The organism is Massilia sp. CMS3.1 (assembly GCF_051262535.1).
In the GTDB taxonomy this organism is placed as follows: domain Bacteria; phylum Pseudomonadota; class Gammaproteobacteria; order Burkholderiales; family Burkholderiaceae_D; genus Telluria.
Window position 1 is genome coordinate 369692 of the sequence record NZ_JBIMES010000003.1, and the last position, 18056, is coordinate 387747.

The window sequence follows — 18056 nt, forward strand, 5'->3', positions numbered from 1 at the left end:
CCGGCCGATTGCACTTGCTTACCGCGCCCAGGAGACAAGATGACCCCTTACCAGCGTTTCGTGCACGCTCGCGATTTCCTGCAACAGCACCGGACCGACTACGACACCGCGTATCGCGACTATCAGGCACCCAAGCTCGACACCTTCAACTGGGCGCTCGATTTTTTCGACCGGGAAGCGAAGGACAACCACGCTGCGGCGCTGTGGGTGGTCGAAGAGGATGGACGCGAAGAAAAGATTTCCTTCGCCGACATGGCGGCGAGGTCCAATCAGGTAGCGCAGTATCTCCAGCAATGCGGTGTCGAACGCGGCGACCGCGTGCTCCTCATGCTGCCGAACCGGGTCGAACTTTGGGAAATCATGCTGGCCGGGATCAAGCTCGGCGCGGTGCTGGTACCGACGACGATGCTGGTGTCCACCGCCGACCTGCAGGACCGCATGGAACGCGGCCAGGTGCGCCATGTGATCGTCCAGGTATCGGACGCGCACAAGTTCGAGGGCGTGACCGGTAATTTCACGCGCATCGCGGTGGGTGGCAGCCTCGACGGCTGGCACGACTTCGACGAGTGCCGGCGCGTGCTGAGCGTGTTCACGCCGAAGGGCGAAACGCGCGCCGCCGATCCGCTGCTGCTCTATTTCACTTCCGGCACGACGGCCCAACCGAAGCTGGTGCTGCACAGCCATCAGAGCTATCCGGTCGGCCACCTGTCGACCATGTACTGGATCGGCCTGCAGCGCGGCGACGTCCACTGGAACATCTCTTCGCCTGGCTGGGCGAAACACGCCTGGAGCTGCTTCTTCGCGCCCTGGAATGCCGGCGCCACCGTGTTCGTCTACAACTACGAGCGCTTCAGCGCCCAGGCCGCGCTGGAGACCGTGCAGCGCTGCGGCGTGACCTCGCTATGTGCGCCGCCGACCGTCTGGCGCATGCTGATCAAGGAAGACCTGAGCCAATGGCAGCCGCCGCTGCGCGAACTGGTAGGCGCCGGCGAGCCGCTCAATCCGGAAGTCATCGAGCAGGTCGAGCGCGCCTGGGGCATCCGGATCCGCGACGGCTTCGGCCAGTCCGAAACCACCGCGCAAATCGGCAATCCGCCGGGCCAGCGGGTGAAACCCGGCTCGATGGGCCGCCCGCTGCCTGGCTACAGCATCGCGCTGCTCGACATCGACGACCGGCCGGCGCAGGAGGGCGAGATCTCGGTGGCGCTCGACCCGCTACCCTTGGGCCTGATGCTGGCCTACGAAGGCGACGAGGAAAAGACGGCGGACGTGATGCGCGCCGGCTTCTATCACACGGGCGATACCGCATTGATCGACGAGGACGGCTATTATTTCTATGTCGGCCGCAACGACGACGTTTTCAAATCCTCCGACTACCGCATCAGCCCCTTCGAGCTGGAAAGCGTGCTGATCGAGCATGAGATGGTGCTGGAAGCGGCAATCGTCCCCAGCCCCGACGCGCTTCGCCTGTCGGTGCCGAAAGCCTTCATTACACTGCGCCAGGGCGTCGAGCCCAGCCGGGAACTGGCGCGCGAACTGTTCGCGTTCGCGCGCGACCGGCTGGCGCCATATAAACGTATCCGCCGCATCGAGTTCCGCGAGCTGCCGAAGACGATTTCCGGCAAGATCCGCCGGGTCGAACTGCGCAAGCAGGAGGCGACGCGCGACACGGTGCCGGGCACCGGCATCGAGTTCCGCGAAGAAGACCTGGGCGGCTGAACAGCATACGAACGCAAGTGCGTTACAGGAAGGAAAACCGTACAATAATGGAAACCTTTATCCTGGTGCATTGCCACCCGTTGTGCTTTCTTCCGCCTACATGCCCACCAAACCCGCAGCCAAGGCCGACCCGGCCTATGAAGTCAATCAGTCCCCCGTCCACGGCAACGGCGTCTTCGCCCGGCGCCACATCGATGCCGGCGAACGCATCATCGAATACCGGGGCGAACGCATCAGCTGGGACGACGCGACCCAGCGCGCCCTCGACGCCGGCGGCCCGATCAACCATACCTTCTATTTTAGCCTGCACGACGGCCGCGTCATCGATGGCGGCAAGCGCGGCAACGAAGCGCGCTGGATTAACCACGCCTGTTCGCCCAACTGCGAAGCCTATGAAGAGGAGGGCCGCGTCTACATCCACGCGATCCATCCGATCGAGGCCGGCCAGGAACTGAACTACAACTACGCGCTGATCTACGACGAACGGCACACGCCGGCCTTGAAAAAGCTGTTCGCCTGCCGCTGCGGCACGCCGGGCTGCACCGGCACCATGCTGGCTCCGAAAAAACGCCAGAAGAAAAAACCGGCTTGACGCCGTCGAAAGACCCCATGAAGCCCATCGTCCGCAGCCTGCTGGAAACCGATCTCTACAAATTCACGATGTGGCAGGCGCTGCTGCACCGGCACCCGAACGCCCACGGCGAATACGAATTCCTGTGCCGTAACCAGCCGGACTATCCGCTGGCCGAACTGAAGGAAGAAGTCGAGCGCGAACTCGACCACCTGTGCGAGATGCTGTTCACGGACGAGGAGATCGCCTACCTGCGCGGCCTGCGCTTCATCAAAAGCGACTTCGCCGACTTCCTGACGGTGTTTCGTTTCCAGCGCAAGTTCATCACGGTCGACACCGACGGGCCGCACCTGCGTATCCGCGCTTGCGGGCCGATCGTGCACGTGATGGGTTTCGAGATCTATGTGCTCTACATCGTCAACGAACTGTACTTCCGGCGTTTCGACCAGGAGGCGGCGATCGGGGAAGCGCGCCAACGCCTGGCGCTGAAGGTCGCCCAATTGCGCCAATTCGATCTCGAACCGAAGCGTGCCAATCCCTTTGAATTCTTCGACTTCGGCGTGCGCCGCCGTTTCTCGGGCGAGTGGCAGGATGAAGTCGTCTCGACCCTGGCGCGCGAGCTGCCGCAGTTCTTCAAGGGCACCTCGAACGTGCACCTGGCGCGCAAGTACGACCTGGTGCCGATCGGGACCATGGCCCACGAATACCTGCAGGCATTCCAGGCTTTTCCGGTGCGCTTGCGCGAGTTCCAGAAAGCGGCCCTGGAAGACTGGGTGCAGGAATACCGCGGCGACCTCGGCACCGCACTCACCGACGTGGTCGGCATGGATGCCTTCCTGGCTGACTTCGACCTGTATTTCGCCAAGCTGTTCGACGGCCTGCGCCACGATTCGGGCGACCCGCTCGAATGGGGCGAAAAGGCGCTCGCGCATTACGCCAGGCTGCGCATCGATGCGCGCACCAAGCGTCTCGTGTTTTCGGACGCGCTGACGGTGCCCAAGGCCCTGGCCCTGTACCGCCATTTCGCCGATCGCACGATGACGGGCTTCGGCATCGGCACTCAGCTCACCAACGACACGCCCTACAAGGCGCTCAACATCGTCATGAAGCTGGTGCGCTGCAATGGCCAGCCGGTGGCAAAGCTGTCGGACACGCCGGGCAAATCGATGTGCACCGACGAGACCTTCCTGGCTTACCTGCGCCAGGTATTCGGTGTCGCCGACCCGGGCGTGGCAGGGGGGTGATGCGGCGCCGGACCGCGTGAGAACAACATGCCGGCAGCTGGAAAGTCTCCGGCTACTTCATTGGCTAAGCGGGACCACGCGCCCCGGTTGGGGGTTCAAGCTGCCTTGCGCCCCTTGCCCGCCGCGGCAGCGGCATCGTGCGCCAGGCGCTGCTGCAGCATCGCCAGCACGGCCGCTTCCTCGGGTTGCAAGGCATGCAGGTCCTCGATCAGCTCCTGCTCGGTGCGCTCGCGCAGCGCTTCCAGCACCGCGCCTTCCATGTAGGCATCCAGCACTGCCGGATGCACATAGCATTTACGGCAGACCGCGGGCGTGTTGCCGAGCTTTTGCGCGACCGATTCGATGGCGCGCACGATGTTTTTCCTGGCCTGGGTTTCGGAGTCGAACTTCTCGAATTCCTGCAGGGCCAGCGCGGCCAGCACGGTGCCGGACCAGGTACGGAAGTCCTTGGCCGTGTAGTCTTCGCCGGTGATCGAGCGCAGGTAATCGTTGACGTCGGAAGAGTCGATGCTGTGGCTTTCGCCGTCCTCGTCGAGATACTGGAACAGTTCCTGGCCCGGCAAGTCGCGCGTGCTGCGGATGATGCGCGCCAGGCGCCGATCCTGCACGTGGATCTTGTGGTACACGCCGCTTTTTCCCCGGAATTTGAATTCGACAAGGCTGCCGTCGACGCTCACGTGGCGGTTGCGCAAGGTGGTCAAGCCGAACGATTTGTTGGTGCGCGCGTATTCCTCGTTCCCGACCCGCATCATGGTCGCCTCGAGCAGGTAGACGATCGTGCCCAGCATTTTTTCGCGCGGCAGGCCGCGCAGCTTGAGTGCCTTGTCGACTTCGCGCCGGATGGCTGGCAGCGCCTTGCCGAAGTTGATCATGCGCTCGTATTTCACCTCGTCGCGCACGCTGCGCCATTTCGGGTGGTAGCGGTACTGCTTGCGCCCGCGCGCATCGCGCCCGGTCGCTTGCAGGTGGCCGTTGGCCTGGGGGCAGATCCAGACGTCCGTCCACGCCGGCGGGATCACAAGTGCCTTGATGCGTTTCAGGGTGGCTTCGTCGTCGACGGGTTCGCCCTTGGCGGAATAATAGCCAAACCCTTCCTTGGCAGCTTCGCGCCGGATGCCGGGCTTGTCGTCGTGGACGTAGCGCAGGCCGGCCGCCTTGGCGGCGGCGGGTGCATCGGAGAGCGGGGCCGGGTCATCCGGCGTGGTGGCGTCAAGGGTCATGGCGGAAGTCGAGGATGGTAAGGGCTGAGTCCGATCTTACGCTTCTCGGGCACGCCCACCGTTCGCAAGCTAACCTACCCTCAACCGTACCTGGCCTCGACCAGGTCGATCTCGCGCAGCAGCTTGCGCGCGATCTCGTCCGATAGTTCGCGTGCATGGACCAGCGCCAGGATGGCCTTGCGTTCGGCCTGCAGCGCCGCCAGCCGGTATTCGCGCTCGGCCTGCTGGGCGATCCGCACGCGCGACGGATCGTACAGGCCGGCGCCGCCGAGCCGGTGTTCGTAGACACCGCGCACGTGGTCGACGGCGCTGGCCTGCACATCCACGTCATGCTCCTTGTCGAGGTGGGCGATCGCGGCCTTTTCGATGGCGGCGATCGCGGCGAGAGCAGCGTCGTGGCGCGCGCGGTCTTCCGCGGCTTCCTCGCTTGATTCTTCCGGTACTTCCAGGCCGCGCAGCACGCGCGGCAGGCCGATGCTGGCCACCAGCAGCGAGACGATGATGACCGCGCTGGCGTAGAAGATGGCGAGGTCGCGTCCGGGGAAGGGCGCGCCGCCGGGGAGCGTGAGCGGCAGCGTCAGTACGCCTGCCATCGTGATCGCGCCGCGCACGCCGGCCAGCGACGTCGCGACGACGAGCCGGAAGTTCGGCGTGTACACGTCCCGGCCGTGACGCCGCGCTTTCAGGATCGTCAGGCGCAGTGAGACCCAGACCCAAGTCAAGCGCAGCAGGATCAGGGCCAGGCTGATCGCCAGCGCCGTGCCGACCAGCGACAGCGGGGTCATGCGTGCGTCGGCGCGGGCATCGTTCAACGCGCGTCCGACGATCTCGGGCAGCTGCTCGCCGAGCAGCACGAACATCACGCCGTTCAGTGCGAACTGCACCGTGTCCCATACCACGGCGCGGCGCACCCGTGTCGTGGCCAGCGCGCGGCCCGACAATTCGACATAGCTCATCGTGACGCCGGCCGCCACCGCGGCCAGGATGCCGGACGCGTGCAGGTGTTCGGCTGCGAGCCAGGCGCCGAACGGGGTCAGGAGGTTGATCAGGATGGGCGAGCCGGGTTCTTCGCCGAAGCGCTGGCCCGCCACGCGCTGGATAAACGCCACCGACACCGTGATGACGACGCCGCAGGCGATGCCGGCCAGCGCGAGCCATAAAAACGTCAGCGAGGCGTCCGCCAGTGAAAATGCGCCCGTCATCGCGGCGGCCACGGCGAACCGGAAGCACACCAGGCCAGTGGCGTCGTTGAGCAAGGACTCGCCCTCGAGGATGTGCATCAGGCGGTGCGGGATCGGCACGCGCGCCGCGATCGAGGAGACCGCCACCGGATCGGTCGGCGCCACGATCGCCGCCAGCGCAAAGGCAACCGCCAGCGGCATGGTCGGCACCAGCCAGTGGATCAGGAAGCCGGCGCCCAGCACCGTGAAGATGACCAGGCCAAGCGCCAGTTCGAGGATCGTTCCCTTGTCGCGGAACAGGCCGACCTTCGGGATCCGCCAGCCGTCGAGGAACAGCAGGGGCGGCAGGAACAACAGGAAGAAGATTTCCGGGTCGAGCGTCACGCCGTGCCCGAACACGCCGGCGATGACCGCGCCCAGTGCAATTTGCACCAGCGGCAGCGGCACCGCGAACGGCAGCATGCGCACCAGGTAACCGCTTCCAATCACCGCCAGCAGCATTGCCAGTACCACACCTACCGATTCCATTCCCGCTCCTTCATGTCGACTGCGCATGATACGGGAATGCGGGCCCGGGCGTCGGGCGCCCTGCGGATCTACCTCGGATGCTTCTCCGCCGCCGCTTCGGCCAGCAAATCCGACAGCTCCACCGTATTGACCGGCTTGACCATGTAATGGTCGAACCCGGCCGCCTCGGCGGCGTCGCGGTCCTGCTGGCGGCCGTAGCCGGTCATCGCGACCAGGGTCGCGCCCGTCGCTTGCGGCAGGCGGCGCAGGCGCCGTGCCAGTTCGTTGCCGTCGAAGTCGGGCAGGCCGATGTCGAGCAGGCAGACATCGGGCGCGAAGACACGGGCCAGGTCGACCGCGTCGGCCGCGCAGTAGGCGATCTCGACCCGGTGTCCGCCGGCGGCCAGGAACAGCTGCAGCGTGTGCGCGGCATCCAGGTTGTCGTCCACCAGCAGCACCTTCAAGGACTTGACGGCATGCGCGTAGCCGGAACTCTGGGCCACCGGGACGGGCACTTCCTGGGTGTGGCGCGGCAGGCGTACCGTGAAGATGCTGCCTTGGCCGAGGCCCGCGCTGGCTGCTTGCACCGTGCCGCCATGCAGCTCGACCAGGCTTTTCGCCAGCGCCAGGCCCAGGCCCAGGCCGCCCTGCGAGCGGTCCGGCGTGCGCTCGGCCTGGGTAAACAGGTCGAACACGCGGGCAACCAGTTGTGGCTCCATGCCGATGCCGTCGTCGCGCACGGTGAGCACGTAATCCGGGCCGTCCTCGACCAGGCCCAGCTCGATGCGCCCGCCCTCGGGCGTATATTTGTTCGCGTTGTTGAGCAGGTTGGCGACCACCTGCACCAGGCGCTTGTGGTCGCCCTTGACGGTGGCCGCTGCCGGGGGCAGGTCGAGCACGACGCTGTGGCGGCGGGTCGCGATCAGGGGCCGGATCTGCTCGGCCGCGTCGTCGATCACCTTGCGCAGGTCGAGCACCTGGGTCGAGATCGACACCAGGCCGCGCGTCACGCGCGAGACGTCGAGCAGGTCGTCCACCAGGCCGGTCATGTGCTCGACCTGGCGCGCGATGATGGCGCAGGTCTGCGTGATCTGCGCATTGTCCGAGTGCAGCAGCTTGAGCAGATGCGCGCCGGTGCTGATCGGCGCCAGCGGGTTGCGCAGTTCATGCGCCAGCATCGCCAGGAATTCGTCCTTGCGCTGGTCGGCCGCGCGCAATTCGCGTTCGGCCAGGCCGCGCGCCGTTTCCTTCTTCTGCAGCGTGGCGGCCATCTCGTCGAGCGCCTCGGCCAACTGGCCGATCTCTTCGCGTTCGTAGACGATGCTGGTGCGGGCATCGAGGTCGCCGGCGGCGATGCGGCGCGCCGTGTCCTTCAATTTACGCACGCGCTGCACGATCAGGACGTCGCCGGCGAGCCAGGCCGCGAGCAGGGCCAGCATGGTGGTGGCGGCCAGCCCGATCAGGGACATCATCTGGGCGCGGCGCGCGCCGGACGTCACCGTCTCGACCGGGATGCCGATCGTGATCGTGTAATCCGACAAGGACGGCCCGCCCACGCGCGCAAACGTATGCAGGCGCTCGACGTCGTCGTCGCCGCGCAGCACGAGGGCATGGCGGTGGCTGCCTTTCATCGATTCGCGCATCGCATCGCGCATGGTGCCCGACACCTTGGTGCCGAACCAGCGCTCGGGGTCCGGGCGGCGCGAAATGATGGTGCCGTTGGCGTCGGTCGTCACCAGCACCGAGCCGGGCGGCAGGTTGATGTCGGCAACGAAGGTGTCCAGGCCCGCCAGGGCCATCGCCGCGAAGACGACGGCGATGACCTTGCCGCTGCGGTCGATCACCGGGTAGGTGAGGTTGATGGTGTGGCGCCGGATCACGCGGCCGAACACGTAGTCGCCCGCGATGAAGCGGCGCTCGAGGATGGCGCGCTTGAAGTGGTTGCGGTCGCCCAGGTTGACCGGATGGAGCATCGGCACGGCACTGCAGGTGACGTCGCCGTTCAGCTGTATCAGGCCGAAATTCACATAGCCTTCGTTGCGGTCGAGGACGTCCGCCAGCAGCGCGTTGCAGCGTGGCGTTTCGCCCAGCAGGTCGGGCACGCTGGCCAGGTCGACCAGGATCTGGCGCGCGCGCTCGACCGATTGGGCTTCGTTGGCCGCGGCCAGGTTGGTCAGGCGACGCAAATTCTCCTCGGAGGCCTCGACCGCCTGCTCGCGCTCGCGCACGCCGCCGAGGACCGTCATCAAGGCCAGCGGCAGGATCGCCAGCGCGACCAGCAGCATCAGGCGGCTGCGCAGGCTGTTCAGCCTGAAAGGGCGTCCGGTCATCATCGGGACGCCGCCATCCGGTCGCCAAAGGCGACAAGGCGCCGCACGCCTTCCATCAGCGTCCAGGTGTCGTCGCAGATGTAGCCCATCCGAATGAAGCCGGACACGCCGAGCGCGTCGCCGGGCATGATGGCCACGCCTTCTTCGGCCAGCAGCGCTTCGGCAAAAGCTTCGGTGTCCTGCGTCAGGGAGCGCACGTCGAGCCACAGGTAGGGCCCGGAATCCGGACAGCGCATCCCGATCCACGGCACCTCGCGCAGGTGGTGCAGCACATTGTCGCGCCGCGCGCGGTATTCCTCAATCATGTGTGCTTGCGGTCCGCACTCGAAAGCGGCGACGGTGGCGACCTGGGCCAGGTGCGAGGTGGCCGCGGTGATCGGTCCCTGCAGCGTCTGCATCGCCTGGGCGAGTTCGGGCGGGGCCAGGGCGAAGCCGAGGCGCCAGCCCATCATCGCATAGCTTTGCGAAGCCGAGAAGAGCGTCACGACGCCCAGGGCGCGCCAGTCGCACAGGCTGGCCAAGCTGGTGTGGACCGGTCCGAAGCTGAGGTGCTCGTAGCTCTCGTCGACGATCATCTGGGCGCCGCGCGCGCGCATCCAGGCGCACAGGTGTTGCAGCTCGTCTTTCGTATACACCTTGCCGGTCGGGTTGTGCGGATTGTTGATGATGACCAGGTCGGCCGGCGGACAGGCGGCAAGGGTGTCGGCCGTGATCGTCTCCGGCAGGTCGACCAGCACGGGAGTCAAGCCGAGCAGCAGGCAGGTCGTGACATAGGCCGGCCAGTGCGGCTTGAAGATCAGCACGCTGTCGCCAGGATCGGTCATCGCATACAGCGCCTGGTAGAGCGCCTGCTTGGCGCCGTTGGTGACGATGATTTCGCCGGCGGCGGCATCGACCCCGTTTTCGCGCGCCAGCTTGGTGCACAGGCTGCGGCGTACGTCGAGCGCGCCCGCCACGCCGGTGTAGGGCATGGTGCGCTCTTCTTGCACCGCGCGCGTGACGGCATCGAGCACGGAAGCGGGAGGAGAAAAATGCGAGATCGCGATCGAGAAATCGATGATGCCCATGCCTTCGTTGCGGAAGGCTTCGACGCGGCCATGCATGGCGGTCGTGGCCAGGGGACGGGATGCGGCGATCCGGCGTGAAATCTTCATCTTCTTATGGGCTCTGGGTAAATGACTGCACTGTGTTTCGGTGTGGCTTCCGCAGGCCACAACATTTCCAGATTGTACTAAATATTCGCATCCCGGCGCGGCTAAATGGTGTTAATCCCGCTGTTCCGTTTCCGGCGTGTCCGAGGACCAACAGCGGGCTCGCGATTAGGCGACCGGCCAGCGGGCGCCATGGCGCGAGCGATTCTGTTACGGTGATTGCAACTGTAATAGTGGAGCCACCATGAACAACCAGATCGTACGCATGCTGCCCAGTTTCGATGCCGCCGAGGCAGCCCGCAAGGGCTTGCTGTCCGAGGGCTTCGACGGGAACGGCATCGATATCAACGTGACCACCGACGAAGCTGGTCCCGCCGAGAGCAATTTTTATGTGGGTGATTCGCCTGAAGTCAAAGGAGGAACTGACTACGAGGACGTCTTCAAGCCCGCCGTTCGTGGCGATTTGTGCATGATGACGGTAACGGTCGCCGACGCATCCCAGCTGGAACGCGCGGCGGCCATCCTGGAATACAACGGCGGCGTCGATATCGACCCGGCGCGGCGCGCCTGACACGGGCCGCATGGCGGCGTTGCACCGTCTAGCCGTACTGGCATACTGTCTTCGACGGTGCGCCTTGCCCTGCGGCTCGTGTCAGGCGCGCCACTGTGAGGGATACCCTGCTTAACTCCAGCTCAGGTCGGTCTTGCTGAGCGGCAGTTCTCGCACCCGTTTTCCGGTAGCGGCGAAGATCGCGTTGCACACGGCCGGGGCCAGCGGCGGCAGCGCCGGTTCGCCCAGTCCCGTCACCGGGTAATCGGTTTTCAGGAAATGGATGTCGATCCTGGTCGGCGTGTCGGGCATGCGCAGCAGTTTGTAGTCGTGGAAATTGCTTTGCACGACGCGTCCGCCTTCGATGTTCAGCTCCGGATACATCAGCGTCGACAAGCCGTCGATCACCGACCCCTGCACCTGGTTTTCGGCGCCGGAGAGGTTGACGATCTGGGCGCCGATATCGGTCACCACGACCACGCGGTCCACTTTCAGTTCGCCGCTTTTCGAGACCGTCACCTCGGCCACTTCGGCCACGTACCCGCGGTGACTGAAGTGGAAGGCGACGCCCGCGCCCTGGCCGCGGGCGAATTTTTTCTTGCCCCAGTCCGACTTCTCGGCCACGGCCCGCAAGACATTGCGCATGCGCGCGACGCTGTACGGCTGGCCGCGTTCACCGGTGCCGGGAACGATATCCTTCTCGCCCAGCAGTTCCATGCGGAACTCGAGCGGATCGCGCCCGCCGGCATGGGCCAGTTCGTCGATGAAGCTGTGGAAGACCCAGGAAAACACGCTGCTGCCCGGCGCGCGCCACGGCCCCATCGGGATCCGGCATTCGAGCGCGGTTTGTTCCAGCAGACAGTTGGCCAGCCAGCGCCCCGGGAATTCGTCGCCCGAGAGGCTGCCGCCACTGCCCGGCTGCAGGATGCTTTTGCCCTCGCGTTCGACGCGGTTGGCGAAGGTGACGAAATGGTCGTGCCAGCCGACCAGCTTGCCACTGGCGTCGACGCCACCGCGCAGGTGGTGAAAGCCGCCCGGGCGGAAATGATCGTGCTGCACATCGTCTTCGCGGGTCCAGGTCAGTTTCACGGGCGCGCCGACTTTCTGCGCAATCGCCGTGGCTTCGACGATGAAGTCCGACGACAGGCGCCGGCCGAAACCGCCGCCGCTGCGGATGATGTGCAGGACGATCTTTTCCTTCGGAATACCGAACGTCGACGTGACCAGCGCCTGGCCGGCGCCCGGGTTCTGGGTCGGCGCCCAGAGTTCCAGCGTGCCTTCGTTCGGCTTGAACCATGCGGTGCAGTTCTGCGGCTCCATGCTCGCGTGCGAGATGAAGGGATAAGTGTAGCTGGCCTCGACCGTCTTCGTTGCACCGGCAAAGGCGGCGCGCACCTCGCCGTCCTGGCGCAACACAGTCGTGCCCGGCTTGCCTGCGGCCGCCTTGGCCTGTGCCGCGAAATCGGCCCAGCTGTGCCCCTTGCCGACGCCTTCGTCCCACTTGACCTCAAGTGCGCGGCGCGCCTTGAACGCGGCCCAGGTCGAAGTGGCGACGATCGCTACGCCCGGACGCAGTCCGTTCAGGTTCTCGGTGCCCTCCACGATGAAGGCATCCTTCACGCCCGGCAGGGCCTTGATGTCGGCGAGGTTCGCACTGAGCGGCTTGCCGCCGAACACCGGGCACTTGGCATAGACCGCGTACAGCATGCCGGGCAACCGGATGTCGATACCGAACAGCGGCTTGCCTGCGATGATCGCCCCGTTGTCGACGCCACCGATGCGCGTGCCGAGCAGGGTGTAGGTGGCGGGATCCTTCAGCTGGACTTGCGCCGTGTCGGGCAGCGGCAGTTTTGCCGCGGCAGGCACCAGGGCGCCGTAGCCGAGCTTGCGGCCGCTCGTGGCGTGGTGGATCGCGCCATGCGCGGCGCGGCACTCGGATGCCGGGACGCCCCAGGTCTGGCTTGCTGCCTGCACCAATATGGTGCGTGCGGTGGCGCCGAGGCGGTGGAAGTCGTTGTAATTGTTCGGTGTCGACGTCGAGCCGCCGGCGCCCTGGCTGCCGTAGGCCGGATTCAGGTCGCCCTGGACGATGCGCACGTCCTTCCAATCGATGTCAAGTTCTTCGGCGATCACCATCGGCAGCGAGGTCTTGATGCCCTGGCCGATCTCCGGCTGTTTCGAGACCAGCGTGACGATACCGTCGCGGCCGATGCGGATGAACACGTTCGGCGAGAAAGGGGCGTCGGCAGCGGCTTGTGCGCCGGCCGCGTTTTGGGCAGCCAGCACGCCGCCCGGACCCATGCCGATGACGAGGGCGCCGGCGCCGCCGGCGCGCAGGAAGCCGCGGCGCGAAGGGGAGAGGGGCGCGTTCATGCCTTGCCCTTTCCGTTGGCGGCGATGTCGGCGGCGCGATGGATGCCGGCACGGATCCTGGTATAAGTCGCGCAGCGGCACAGGTTGCCGGCCATGGCGTCGTCGATCTGGGCGTCGGTCGGCTTCGGATGCTGTTTGAGCAGCGCGCAGGCGCTCATGATCTGGCCCGACTGGCAGTAACCGCACTGCGGCACATCGAGTTCTTGCCAGGCCAGTTGCAAGGGATGCCGATGCTGCTTGTGCAGGCCTTCGATGGTCGTGATCTTTGCCTTGCCGATGCTTGACACCGGCATCAGGCAGGAACGCGTTGGCGCGCCGTCGATGTGCACGGTACAGGCACCGCACTGGCCCGCGCCGCAGCCATACTTGGCGCCCACCAGCCCGAGCGAATCGCGCAGCGCCCACAACAGCGGGGTGTCGGCATCGACATCGACTTGCTGCGGCTTGCCGTTGACGTTCAGCGTAAATTTACTCATCGACTTCCCCTGCCTGATAGTGAACCCTGGCATCGTATCAAAAGGCGTAGAGGAAAAGTGTGGCTGAAGGAAAATTTATTGTTAGGGAATTGTTGCGGGGAGTGGAGGGAAGGCAGGCTTACATCCCTTCCGGATAGGTCTCCGGCGGCTCGCCCGAATGCCAGCCACTTGTCGCATCGAGCGGCGTGAGCGCCTGGGTCGAGTCGATGTGGATGACGGCGTCGAACTGCTCGGCCAGCCGGGCATTGAAGTAATGGCTCTGGCGTTCGGTGCGCGGCAGGTACAGCACGCCGATGGCCCGCTCCAGGCGCTGCTCGAGCAGCAGGCGACGCACGCTGCTGTCGTCGCGCAGATTCAGATAGAAGCGCGGCATGCCGACATGGTGCAGCAAGGCTTCGTAGCTGCCGGGTATGCCGGGGCGTACCCGTTTACGTTCGGCCGGGCCCTCCCATTCGGAAGCCGCCGTGACATGGCCGTCATGGGTGGAAAAGCCGATCAGGCAGGTCTGGCCAGGATAGGCCTTGCGCGCCAGTTCGCCGAGATTGAATTCGCCCAGCTTGCCCATGTCGGTCGCGCGCGCGTCGCCGAGGTGGGAATTGTGGGCCCAGACGACGATTTTCGCCGGCTCGCCATCCTTCGACAGGTGGCGCGTGAGCGCGTCCAGGGTTTCGCCCATGTGGCTGTCGCGCAGGTTCCAGGATGACACCCGGCCGCGGAACATGGTGCGGTAGTATTCCTCGGCATTTTTCACGAGGCGCGCGTTCTGCTGGGCGTAGAAAAACGCGTCTTCGCTCGATGCGCCATCGGCCTGCATGTAGTCAAACGCGCGCTGCTGGAGTTCCTGCAGCTGGATCAGCACTCCTGCCTGGCAGGACTCGGACATGCCGATGCCGGTGGCGTAGCCGTAGTGCTGGCTGTCTTGATCGTAGTGGTCGAAGCAGGCATAGCGGCGCCTTGCTTCCTCGGCAGCGGCGGGATCGACCACGTCGAGATAGTTCAGTACTTCACGTACCGAGGTGAACAGGCTGTACAGGTCGAGTCCGTAGAACCCGACCTTGGGGCCCGCGTGAAGGCCGGCGTTATGCGCGCACAGCCAGTCCACGAAGTTGACGACATCGGTGTTGCGCCACATCCATGCCGGAAAACGCTGGAAGCCCGACAGTGCCGCGTCGGCGTCGGCGTCCTGGCCTTCGCCGCGCACATAGCGGTTGACGCGGTAGGCATCCGGCCAGTCGGCCTCGACCGCCACAGCCTTGAATCCCTTTTCGCGGATCAGGCGCTGGGTAATGCGCGCCCGTTCCTCGTAGAACTCGTGGGTGCCGTGCGTCGCTTCGCCGAGCAGCACGAAACGGGCGTCGCCCACGAGGTTCATCAGGGCGTCGTAGTCACCCGGTCCGCCGTCGAGCGGCCGGGCGGCGGCGGCCAGTGCGGCCCCGGCGATCTCGATCGCTGCCGTCATGGCCTTGGAGCCTCAGTGCATGAAGCGGCTACCCGACTTCTCGCGCTTCGCCGCATCGTGCGCAATCGCGCCGCGCTCGATGTAGTGCTTCATGCGTGCCAGGTCATCGTCCATCTGACCTTTCGGGTCCGAACCGAACAGCGAGGCCACGGCGTGGCCAAGGGCGCCGGCCGGCGGCGAGTACGACAGGCGCACGGTGACCCGGGTGCCGCCGCGGTAGGGCTCGAATTCGACCGAGCCGGCGTTCGGGATCTGCGCACCCGGCTCACTGCGCCAGGCCAGGCGCCGGTTCTTGGTCTGCTCGGTGAGCATTGAATCGAACTCGAACTGGGTGCCGGCCGGACCCTGCACGGTCCAGTGCGAGCGCCGGTGGCCGATGTCGCGCACGTCGACCACGTGCGACATGAAGCGCGGGAAGTTCTCGTGGTTGTTCCACATGGCGTAGACCTCGGAGGGCGAAGCGTCGATGCGGATCGATTTTTCCAGATCGATGCTGCGCCCGCGCCCGCCGCCGCGCAGGCTGGAGGACTCGCTGCCGCTGCTGCTGCGAGCTGCCAGCGCAAGGGCGGCCAGGCCGACGGCGGCGCCCACCGGCGAGCGCCGGAACAGGCCGATCAGGCCGAGCAGGCCGCCGCCGAGCACGGCCGGGTTGCGCAGCAGGGCGGACAGGTCGCTGCGGTTCTCCAGGTGCAAGGCGCCCATCGCGCTGCCGGCGGCCTGGCTGGCCATGCGGCTCAGGCGCGATGCGGCGGCACTGGCGCTGCCGGATGCGGAATCGATCATGCGCGAGGCGCCGTCGACCGTGTCGTCCCAGGCGTGACGCGCCGAGCCGTTCGGCTTGGCTGCCTCGTAGGCGCGGTTTGCGCGCGCGCCTGCTTCATCCATATATTTGCCGGCGCGGGTGCCGGCCTCGTCCAGGTACTTGCCGGCGCCGGAGCTGGCCTGGTCGAGAACCTTGCCGCTCGTCTTGCCGGCGTCCGCGAGCATGTCGCTCGCGGCGTCGCCGGCCTGGCGCGCGGCCGTGCCGATGCGCTCGCCAATGCCGTGCCAGGCATTGCCGAGCGCACTGCCGGTGCGCGAGCCTGCATTCCGGATCGCCGTGGTCGAGGTCGCGCGTCGTGCGCCGCCGCGGTCAGGGTCGAGCAGGTACATCAGCAGGGCGCCGGCGGCGACCCCGCCCAGCACAGTGGCAAGGTCGCGTGCTTCGATGCTGCTGTCGGTGGTGGTGGTATGTCTCATGTTGTGTCCTCTCTGTTGGCTTGTCGCAGTGATGTATGGGGCCGGCGGTCCGCTTCGGCCCGCCAAGCCATTGTCAACAATTCCTGTACTTCCTCGTCGCTCGTTTGATCGAACGTTTCGTACCACTGGCTGACCGCACGAAAATACGGGGGTGCGGCCAGGCATGTCACTTCGTCGGCCAGCGGCGCGAGTGCCGCCAGCGTGTCGGGCGGCGCCACCGGCGCGGCCACCACGACCCGCCGCGCGCCGTGCCGCCGCGCGACCTCGATCGCGGCCTGCATCGTCGAACCGGTGGCAATGCCGTCGTCGACGATGAGCACATCGCGTCCGGCCAGCAAGGGCTGGGGGCGCGTCCCGCGGTAGAGGAGGGTGCGCCGTTCGATTTCAAGCAGCTCGCGCGCCTGGACCGCGTCGACCTGTTCCTTCGTCACGCCCATCAGGCCGGGCACGCCCGCCTGGAGTATCAGGACGCCGCCGCTGCCGACGGCACCGATCGCATACTCGGGCTGGCCAGGGAGGCCCAGCTTGCGCACAAGCAGGATGTCCAGCTCCAGCTCGAGCGTCATCGCCACCGCAAACGCGACCGGCACGCCGCCGCGCGGCAGCGCCAGCACGATCGCTTGAGGCTGGTGCGCGTAGGCGTCAAGCGCTTTCGCAAGCAGCTTGCCGGCTTGAGCGCGATTGATGAAACGGCGAACCTCGGCCATTGCGGTCAACCCCGGAGCACGCCCCGCCTTGCGGCCTGCGCGCTCCTGTTATGTGTGTGGCGCGCGCGTTCACGCCTGTGGAACCAGGCCGCCTACTGGATGTCGAGCCGCCGCATGGCGCCGCCCCGTTTCTTCGGCAGCGTCAGGTGCAGTACACCGTATTCCAGCTTTGCCTGCGCGGCTGCATCGTCGGCCTCGGTCGGCAAGGTGAAGCTGCGCATGAACTTGCGTGCTGAGCGTCCAGAATACACCAGGTTTTCGCCCTCGCGCCGCTCGTTTGCCTTGCGGCATTCTGCTTCGATCGTGATGCGCTGGTGATCGATGGCGACCTTCAGGTCTTCCTTCTCGACGCCCGGCATGTCGGCCTGGATTTCATGGTGCGCTTCCTTCTTTCTTCACAATGAATGCGCCGCATGGCGCCGCACCTGATTTATAGGGCAGCGCAGGCGTCAGCCGAGCTGGCGGCGATGCAGGCGCAAGTGCTCCTCGACGAACGTCGAAATGAAGTAATACCCGTGGTCGTAGCCGGCGTGGCGGCGCACGGTCAGCGGCTGGCCAACTCTGGCGCAAGCGGCTTCGAAGGCGTCCGGATTGAGCTGCTCCGGCAGGAATTTGTCGGCCAGGCCCTGGTCGATCAGGATGCCTTGGGGGAAGCGCACCGCGCCATCGCTCACGAGTTCGGTGGCGTCATAAGCCGGCCAGCGCGACTTGTCCGCGCCGAGGTAGCCGCCGAAGGCTTTCTCGCCCCAGGGGCAGCGGGTGGGAGCGGCGATCGGTGCAAACGCCGACACCGAACGGAACAGTTCGGGATTGCGCAGCGCCAGCACCAGCGCCCCATGTCCGCCCATCGAGTGGCCGAAGATGCCGCAACGTGCGGCATCGAAGCCGAACTCGCGCAGGGTCAGTTCGCGCAGCTCGAGGATGTAGCTGTACATGCGGTAGTGCCGCGACCAGGGCTCTTGCGTCGCGTCGACATAGAAGCCGGCGCCGACACCGAAGTCCCAGCTGTCGGATTCGCCGGCGACGTTCGCGCCGCGCGGGCTGGTGTCGGGCATGACCAGGGCCAGGCCTTCCTCGGCCGCCACACGCTGGGCGCCGCCCTTGATGGCGAAGGTCTCTTCGGTACAGGTCAGGCCGGCGAGGTAGAACAGCACCGGCAGCGCCTTGCCCTCGAAGCCGGGCGGCAGGTAGACCGAAAAGCGCATCGGCAGGCCGATGGCGCTTGAGTCGTGCTGGTAAAAACGCTGGACGCCGCCGAAACAGGCGTGTTCGCTGAGGAGAGTTGGCATGGGAGGCTCCGGATGGTGGGTACCGCAAGTATGCCAGTTT

General features: G+C 66.0%; 14 protein-coding genes and 1 pseudogene. 4 read left to right on the forward strand and 11 right to left on the reverse strand.

Features of this window, described 5'->3' with window-relative positions; all coding sequences use genetic code 11:
• The first annotated feature begins 39 nt into the window (after window positions 1–39).
• The 3 genes from ACHAC9_RS07690 (at window position 40) to pncB (ending at window position 3534) form a co-directional block, all read left to right on the forward strand.
• A complete protein-coding gene (locus tag ACHAC9_RS07690) occupies window positions 40–1719 on the forward strand; it encodes an AMP-binding protein (RefSeq protein ID WP_435758756.1) in 1680 nt (559 codons plus the stop codon).
• A 100-nt stretch (window positions 1720–1819) separates the two neighbouring features.
• On the forward strand, window positions 1820–2311 hold the full coding sequence (locus ACHAC9_RS07695) for an SET domain-containing protein (RefSeq protein WP_435758758.1): 492 nt from the start codon (window positions 1820–1822) through the stop codon (window positions 2309–2311).
• Window positions 2312–2328: 17 nt separating this feature from the next.
• Entirely contained in the window at window positions 2329–3534 is a 1206-nt protein-coding gene (pncB, locus tag ACHAC9_RS07700) for a nicotinate phosphoribosyltransferase (protein WP_435758760.1), read from the forward strand.
• A gap of 95 nt (window positions 3535–3629) precedes the next feature.
• Here pncB and ACHAC9_RS07705 read toward each other — a convergent pair whose 3' ends face one another.
• The 4 genes from ACHAC9_RS07705 to ACHAC9_RS07720 form a co-directional block, all read right to left on the reverse strand.
• On the reverse strand, window positions 3630–4754 hold the full coding sequence (locus ACHAC9_RS07705; protein ID WP_435758762.1) for a DNA topoisomerase IB: 1125 nt from the start codon (window positions 4752–4754) through the stop codon (window positions 3630–3632).
• A gap of 80 nt (window positions 4755–4834) precedes the next feature.
• Window positions 4835–6463 (reverse strand): Na+/H+ antiporter, encoded by a 1629-nt coding sequence (locus tag ACHAC9_RS07710; RefSeq protein ID WP_435758764.1) that lies wholly within the window; start codon window positions 6461–6463, stop codon window positions 4835–4837.
• Between the two features lie 68 nt (window positions 6464–6531).
• Window positions 6532–8775 carry a hybrid sensor histidine kinase/response regulator gene (locus tag ACHAC9_RS07715; protein ID WP_435758766.1) on the reverse strand — a complete coding sequence of 748 codons (2244 nt, stop codon included), beginning with the start codon at window positions 8773–8775 and terminating at the stop codon, window positions 6532–6534.
• The gene (locus tag ACHAC9_RS07720) at window positions 8772–9926 is read right to left on the reverse strand and encodes a pyridoxal phosphate-dependent aminotransferase (protein WP_435758768.1); all 1155 of its coding nucleotides are present in this window, start codon (window positions 9924–9926) and stop codon (window positions 8772–8774) included. The genes ACHAC9_RS07715 and ACHAC9_RS07720 overlap by 4 nt, the downstream gene beginning before the upstream one ends.
• 241 nt (window positions 9927–10167) lie before the next feature.
• On the opposite strand from ACHAC9_RS07720, the gene ACHAC9_RS07725 reads away from it, so the two are divergent.
• Window positions 10168–10494 carry a hypothetical protein gene (locus ACHAC9_RS07725; RefSeq protein WP_435758770.1) on the forward strand — a complete coding sequence of 109 codons (327 nt, stop codon included), beginning with the start codon at window positions 10168–10170 and terminating at the stop codon, window positions 10492–10494.
• A 111-nt stretch (window positions 10495–10605) separates the two neighbouring features.
• Here the strand turns inward: ACHAC9_RS07725 and ACHAC9_RS07730 are convergent, their stop codons facing one another.
• The 7 genes and pseudogenes from ACHAC9_RS07730 to fghA all read right to left on the reverse strand — a co-directional run bounded on the left by ACHAC9_RS07730 (window position 10606) and on the right by fghA (window position 18016).
• Window positions 10606–12846, reverse strand: a complete 2241-nt coding sequence (locus tag ACHAC9_RS07730; protein WP_435758772.1) for a molybdopterin cofactor-binding domain-containing protein — start codon at window positions 12844–12846, stop codon at window positions 10606–10608.
• Window positions 12843–13322 (reverse strand): (2Fe-2S)-binding protein, encoded by a 480-nt coding sequence (locus ACHAC9_RS07735; protein ID WP_435758774.1) that lies wholly within the window; start codon window positions 13320–13322, stop codon window positions 12843–12845. Before ACHAC9_RS07735 ends, ACHAC9_RS07730 begins: the two co-directional genes overlap by 4 nt.
• A 118-nt stretch (window positions 13323–13440) precedes the next feature.
• The gene (locus ACHAC9_RS07740) at window positions 13441–14781 is read right to left on the reverse strand and encodes an erythromycin esterase family protein (protein ID WP_435758776.1); all 1341 of its coding nucleotides are present in this window, start codon (window positions 14779–14781) and stop codon (window positions 13441–13443) included.
• Window positions 14782–14793: 12 nt separating this feature from the next.
• On the reverse strand, window positions 14794–16020 hold the full coding sequence (locus ACHAC9_RS07745; protein WP_435758778.1) for an SRPBCC family protein: 1227 nt from the start codon (window positions 16018–16020) through the stop codon (window positions 14794–14796).
• The gene (locus ACHAC9_RS07750; RefSeq protein ID WP_435758780.1) at window positions 16017–16727 is read right to left on the reverse strand and encodes a phosphoribosyltransferase; all 711 of its coding nucleotides are present in this window, start codon (window positions 16725–16727) and stop codon (window positions 16017–16019) included. The genes ACHAC9_RS07745 and ACHAC9_RS07750 overlap by 4 nt, the downstream gene beginning before the upstream one ends.
• A gap of 92 nt (window positions 16728–16819) precedes the next feature.
• Window positions 16820–17107, reverse strand: a pseudogene (locus ACHAC9_RS07755) (Hsp20/alpha crystallin family protein); the annotation flags it as partial.
• 69 nt (window positions 17108–17176) lie between these two features.
• The gene (fghA, locus tag ACHAC9_RS07760) at window positions 17177–18016 is read right to left on the reverse strand and encodes an S-formylglutathione hydrolase (protein WP_435758782.1); all 840 of its coding nucleotides are present in this window, start codon (window positions 18014–18016) and stop codon (window positions 17177–17179) included.
• Window positions 18017–18056 lie beyond the last annotated feature (40 nt).

What these genes read in the sequence shown, in the direction of transcription:
- ACHAC9_RS07735 (WP_435758774.1), bottom strand. Translation starts at nt 13,322, where the DNA reads ATGAGTAAATTTACGCTGAACGTCAACGGCAAGCCGCAGCAAGTCGAT.
- ACHAC9_RS07720 (WP_435758768.1), bottom strand. Translation starts at nt 9,926, where the DNA reads ATGAAGATTTCACGCCGGATCGCCGCATCCCGTCCCCTGGCCACGACC.
- ACHAC9_RS07740 (WP_435758776.1), bottom strand. Translation starts at nt 14,781, where the DNA reads ATGACGGCAGCGATCGAGATCGCCGGGGCCGCACTGGCCGCCGCCGCC.
- ACHAC9_RS07690 (WP_435758756.1), top strand. Translation starts at nt 40, where the DNA reads ATGACCCCTTACCAGCGTTTCGTGCACGCTCGCGATTTCCTGCAACAG.
- ACHAC9_RS07710 (WP_435758764.1), bottom strand. Translation starts at nt 6,463, where the DNA reads ATGGAATCGGTAGGTGTGGTACTGGCAATGCTGCTGGCGGTGATTGGA.
- ACHAC9_RS07715 (WP_435758766.1), bottom strand. Translation starts at nt 8,775, where the DNA reads ATGATGACCGGACGCCCTTTCAGGCTGAACAGCCTGCGCAGCCGCCTG.
- ACHAC9_RS07705 (WP_435758762.1), bottom strand. Translation starts at nt 4,754, where the DNA reads ATGACCCTTGACGCCACCACGCCGGATGACCCGGCCCCGCTCTCCGAT.
- pncB (WP_435758760.1), top strand. Translation starts at nt 2,329, where the DNA reads ATGAAGCCCATCGTCCGCAGCCTGCTGGAAACCGATCTCTACAAATTC.
- ACHAC9_RS07725 (WP_435758770.1), top strand. Translation starts at nt 10,168, where the DNA reads ATGAACAACCAGATCGTACGCATGCTGCCCAGTTTCGATGCCGCCGAG.
- ACHAC9_RS07730 (WP_435758772.1), bottom strand. Translation starts at nt 12,846, where the DNA reads ATGAACGCGCCCCTCTCCCCTTCGCGCCGCGGCTTCCTGCGCGCCGGC.
- ACHAC9_RS07695 (WP_435758758.1), top strand. Translation starts at nt 1,820, where the DNA reads ATGCCCACCAAACCCGCAGCCAAGGCCGACCCGGCCTATGAAGTCAAT.
- ACHAC9_RS07745 (WP_435758778.1), bottom strand. Translation starts at nt 16,020, where the DNA reads ATGAGACATACCACCACCACCGACAGCAGCATCGAAGCACGCGACCTT.
- ACHAC9_RS07750 (WP_435758780.1), bottom strand. Translation starts at nt 16,727, where the DNA reads ATGGCCGAGGTTCGCCGTTTCATCAATCGCGCTCAAGCCGGCAAGCTG.
- fghA (WP_435758782.1), bottom strand. Translation starts at nt 18,016, where the DNA reads ATGCCAACTCTCCTCAGCGAACACGCCTGTTTCGGCGGCGTCCAGCGT.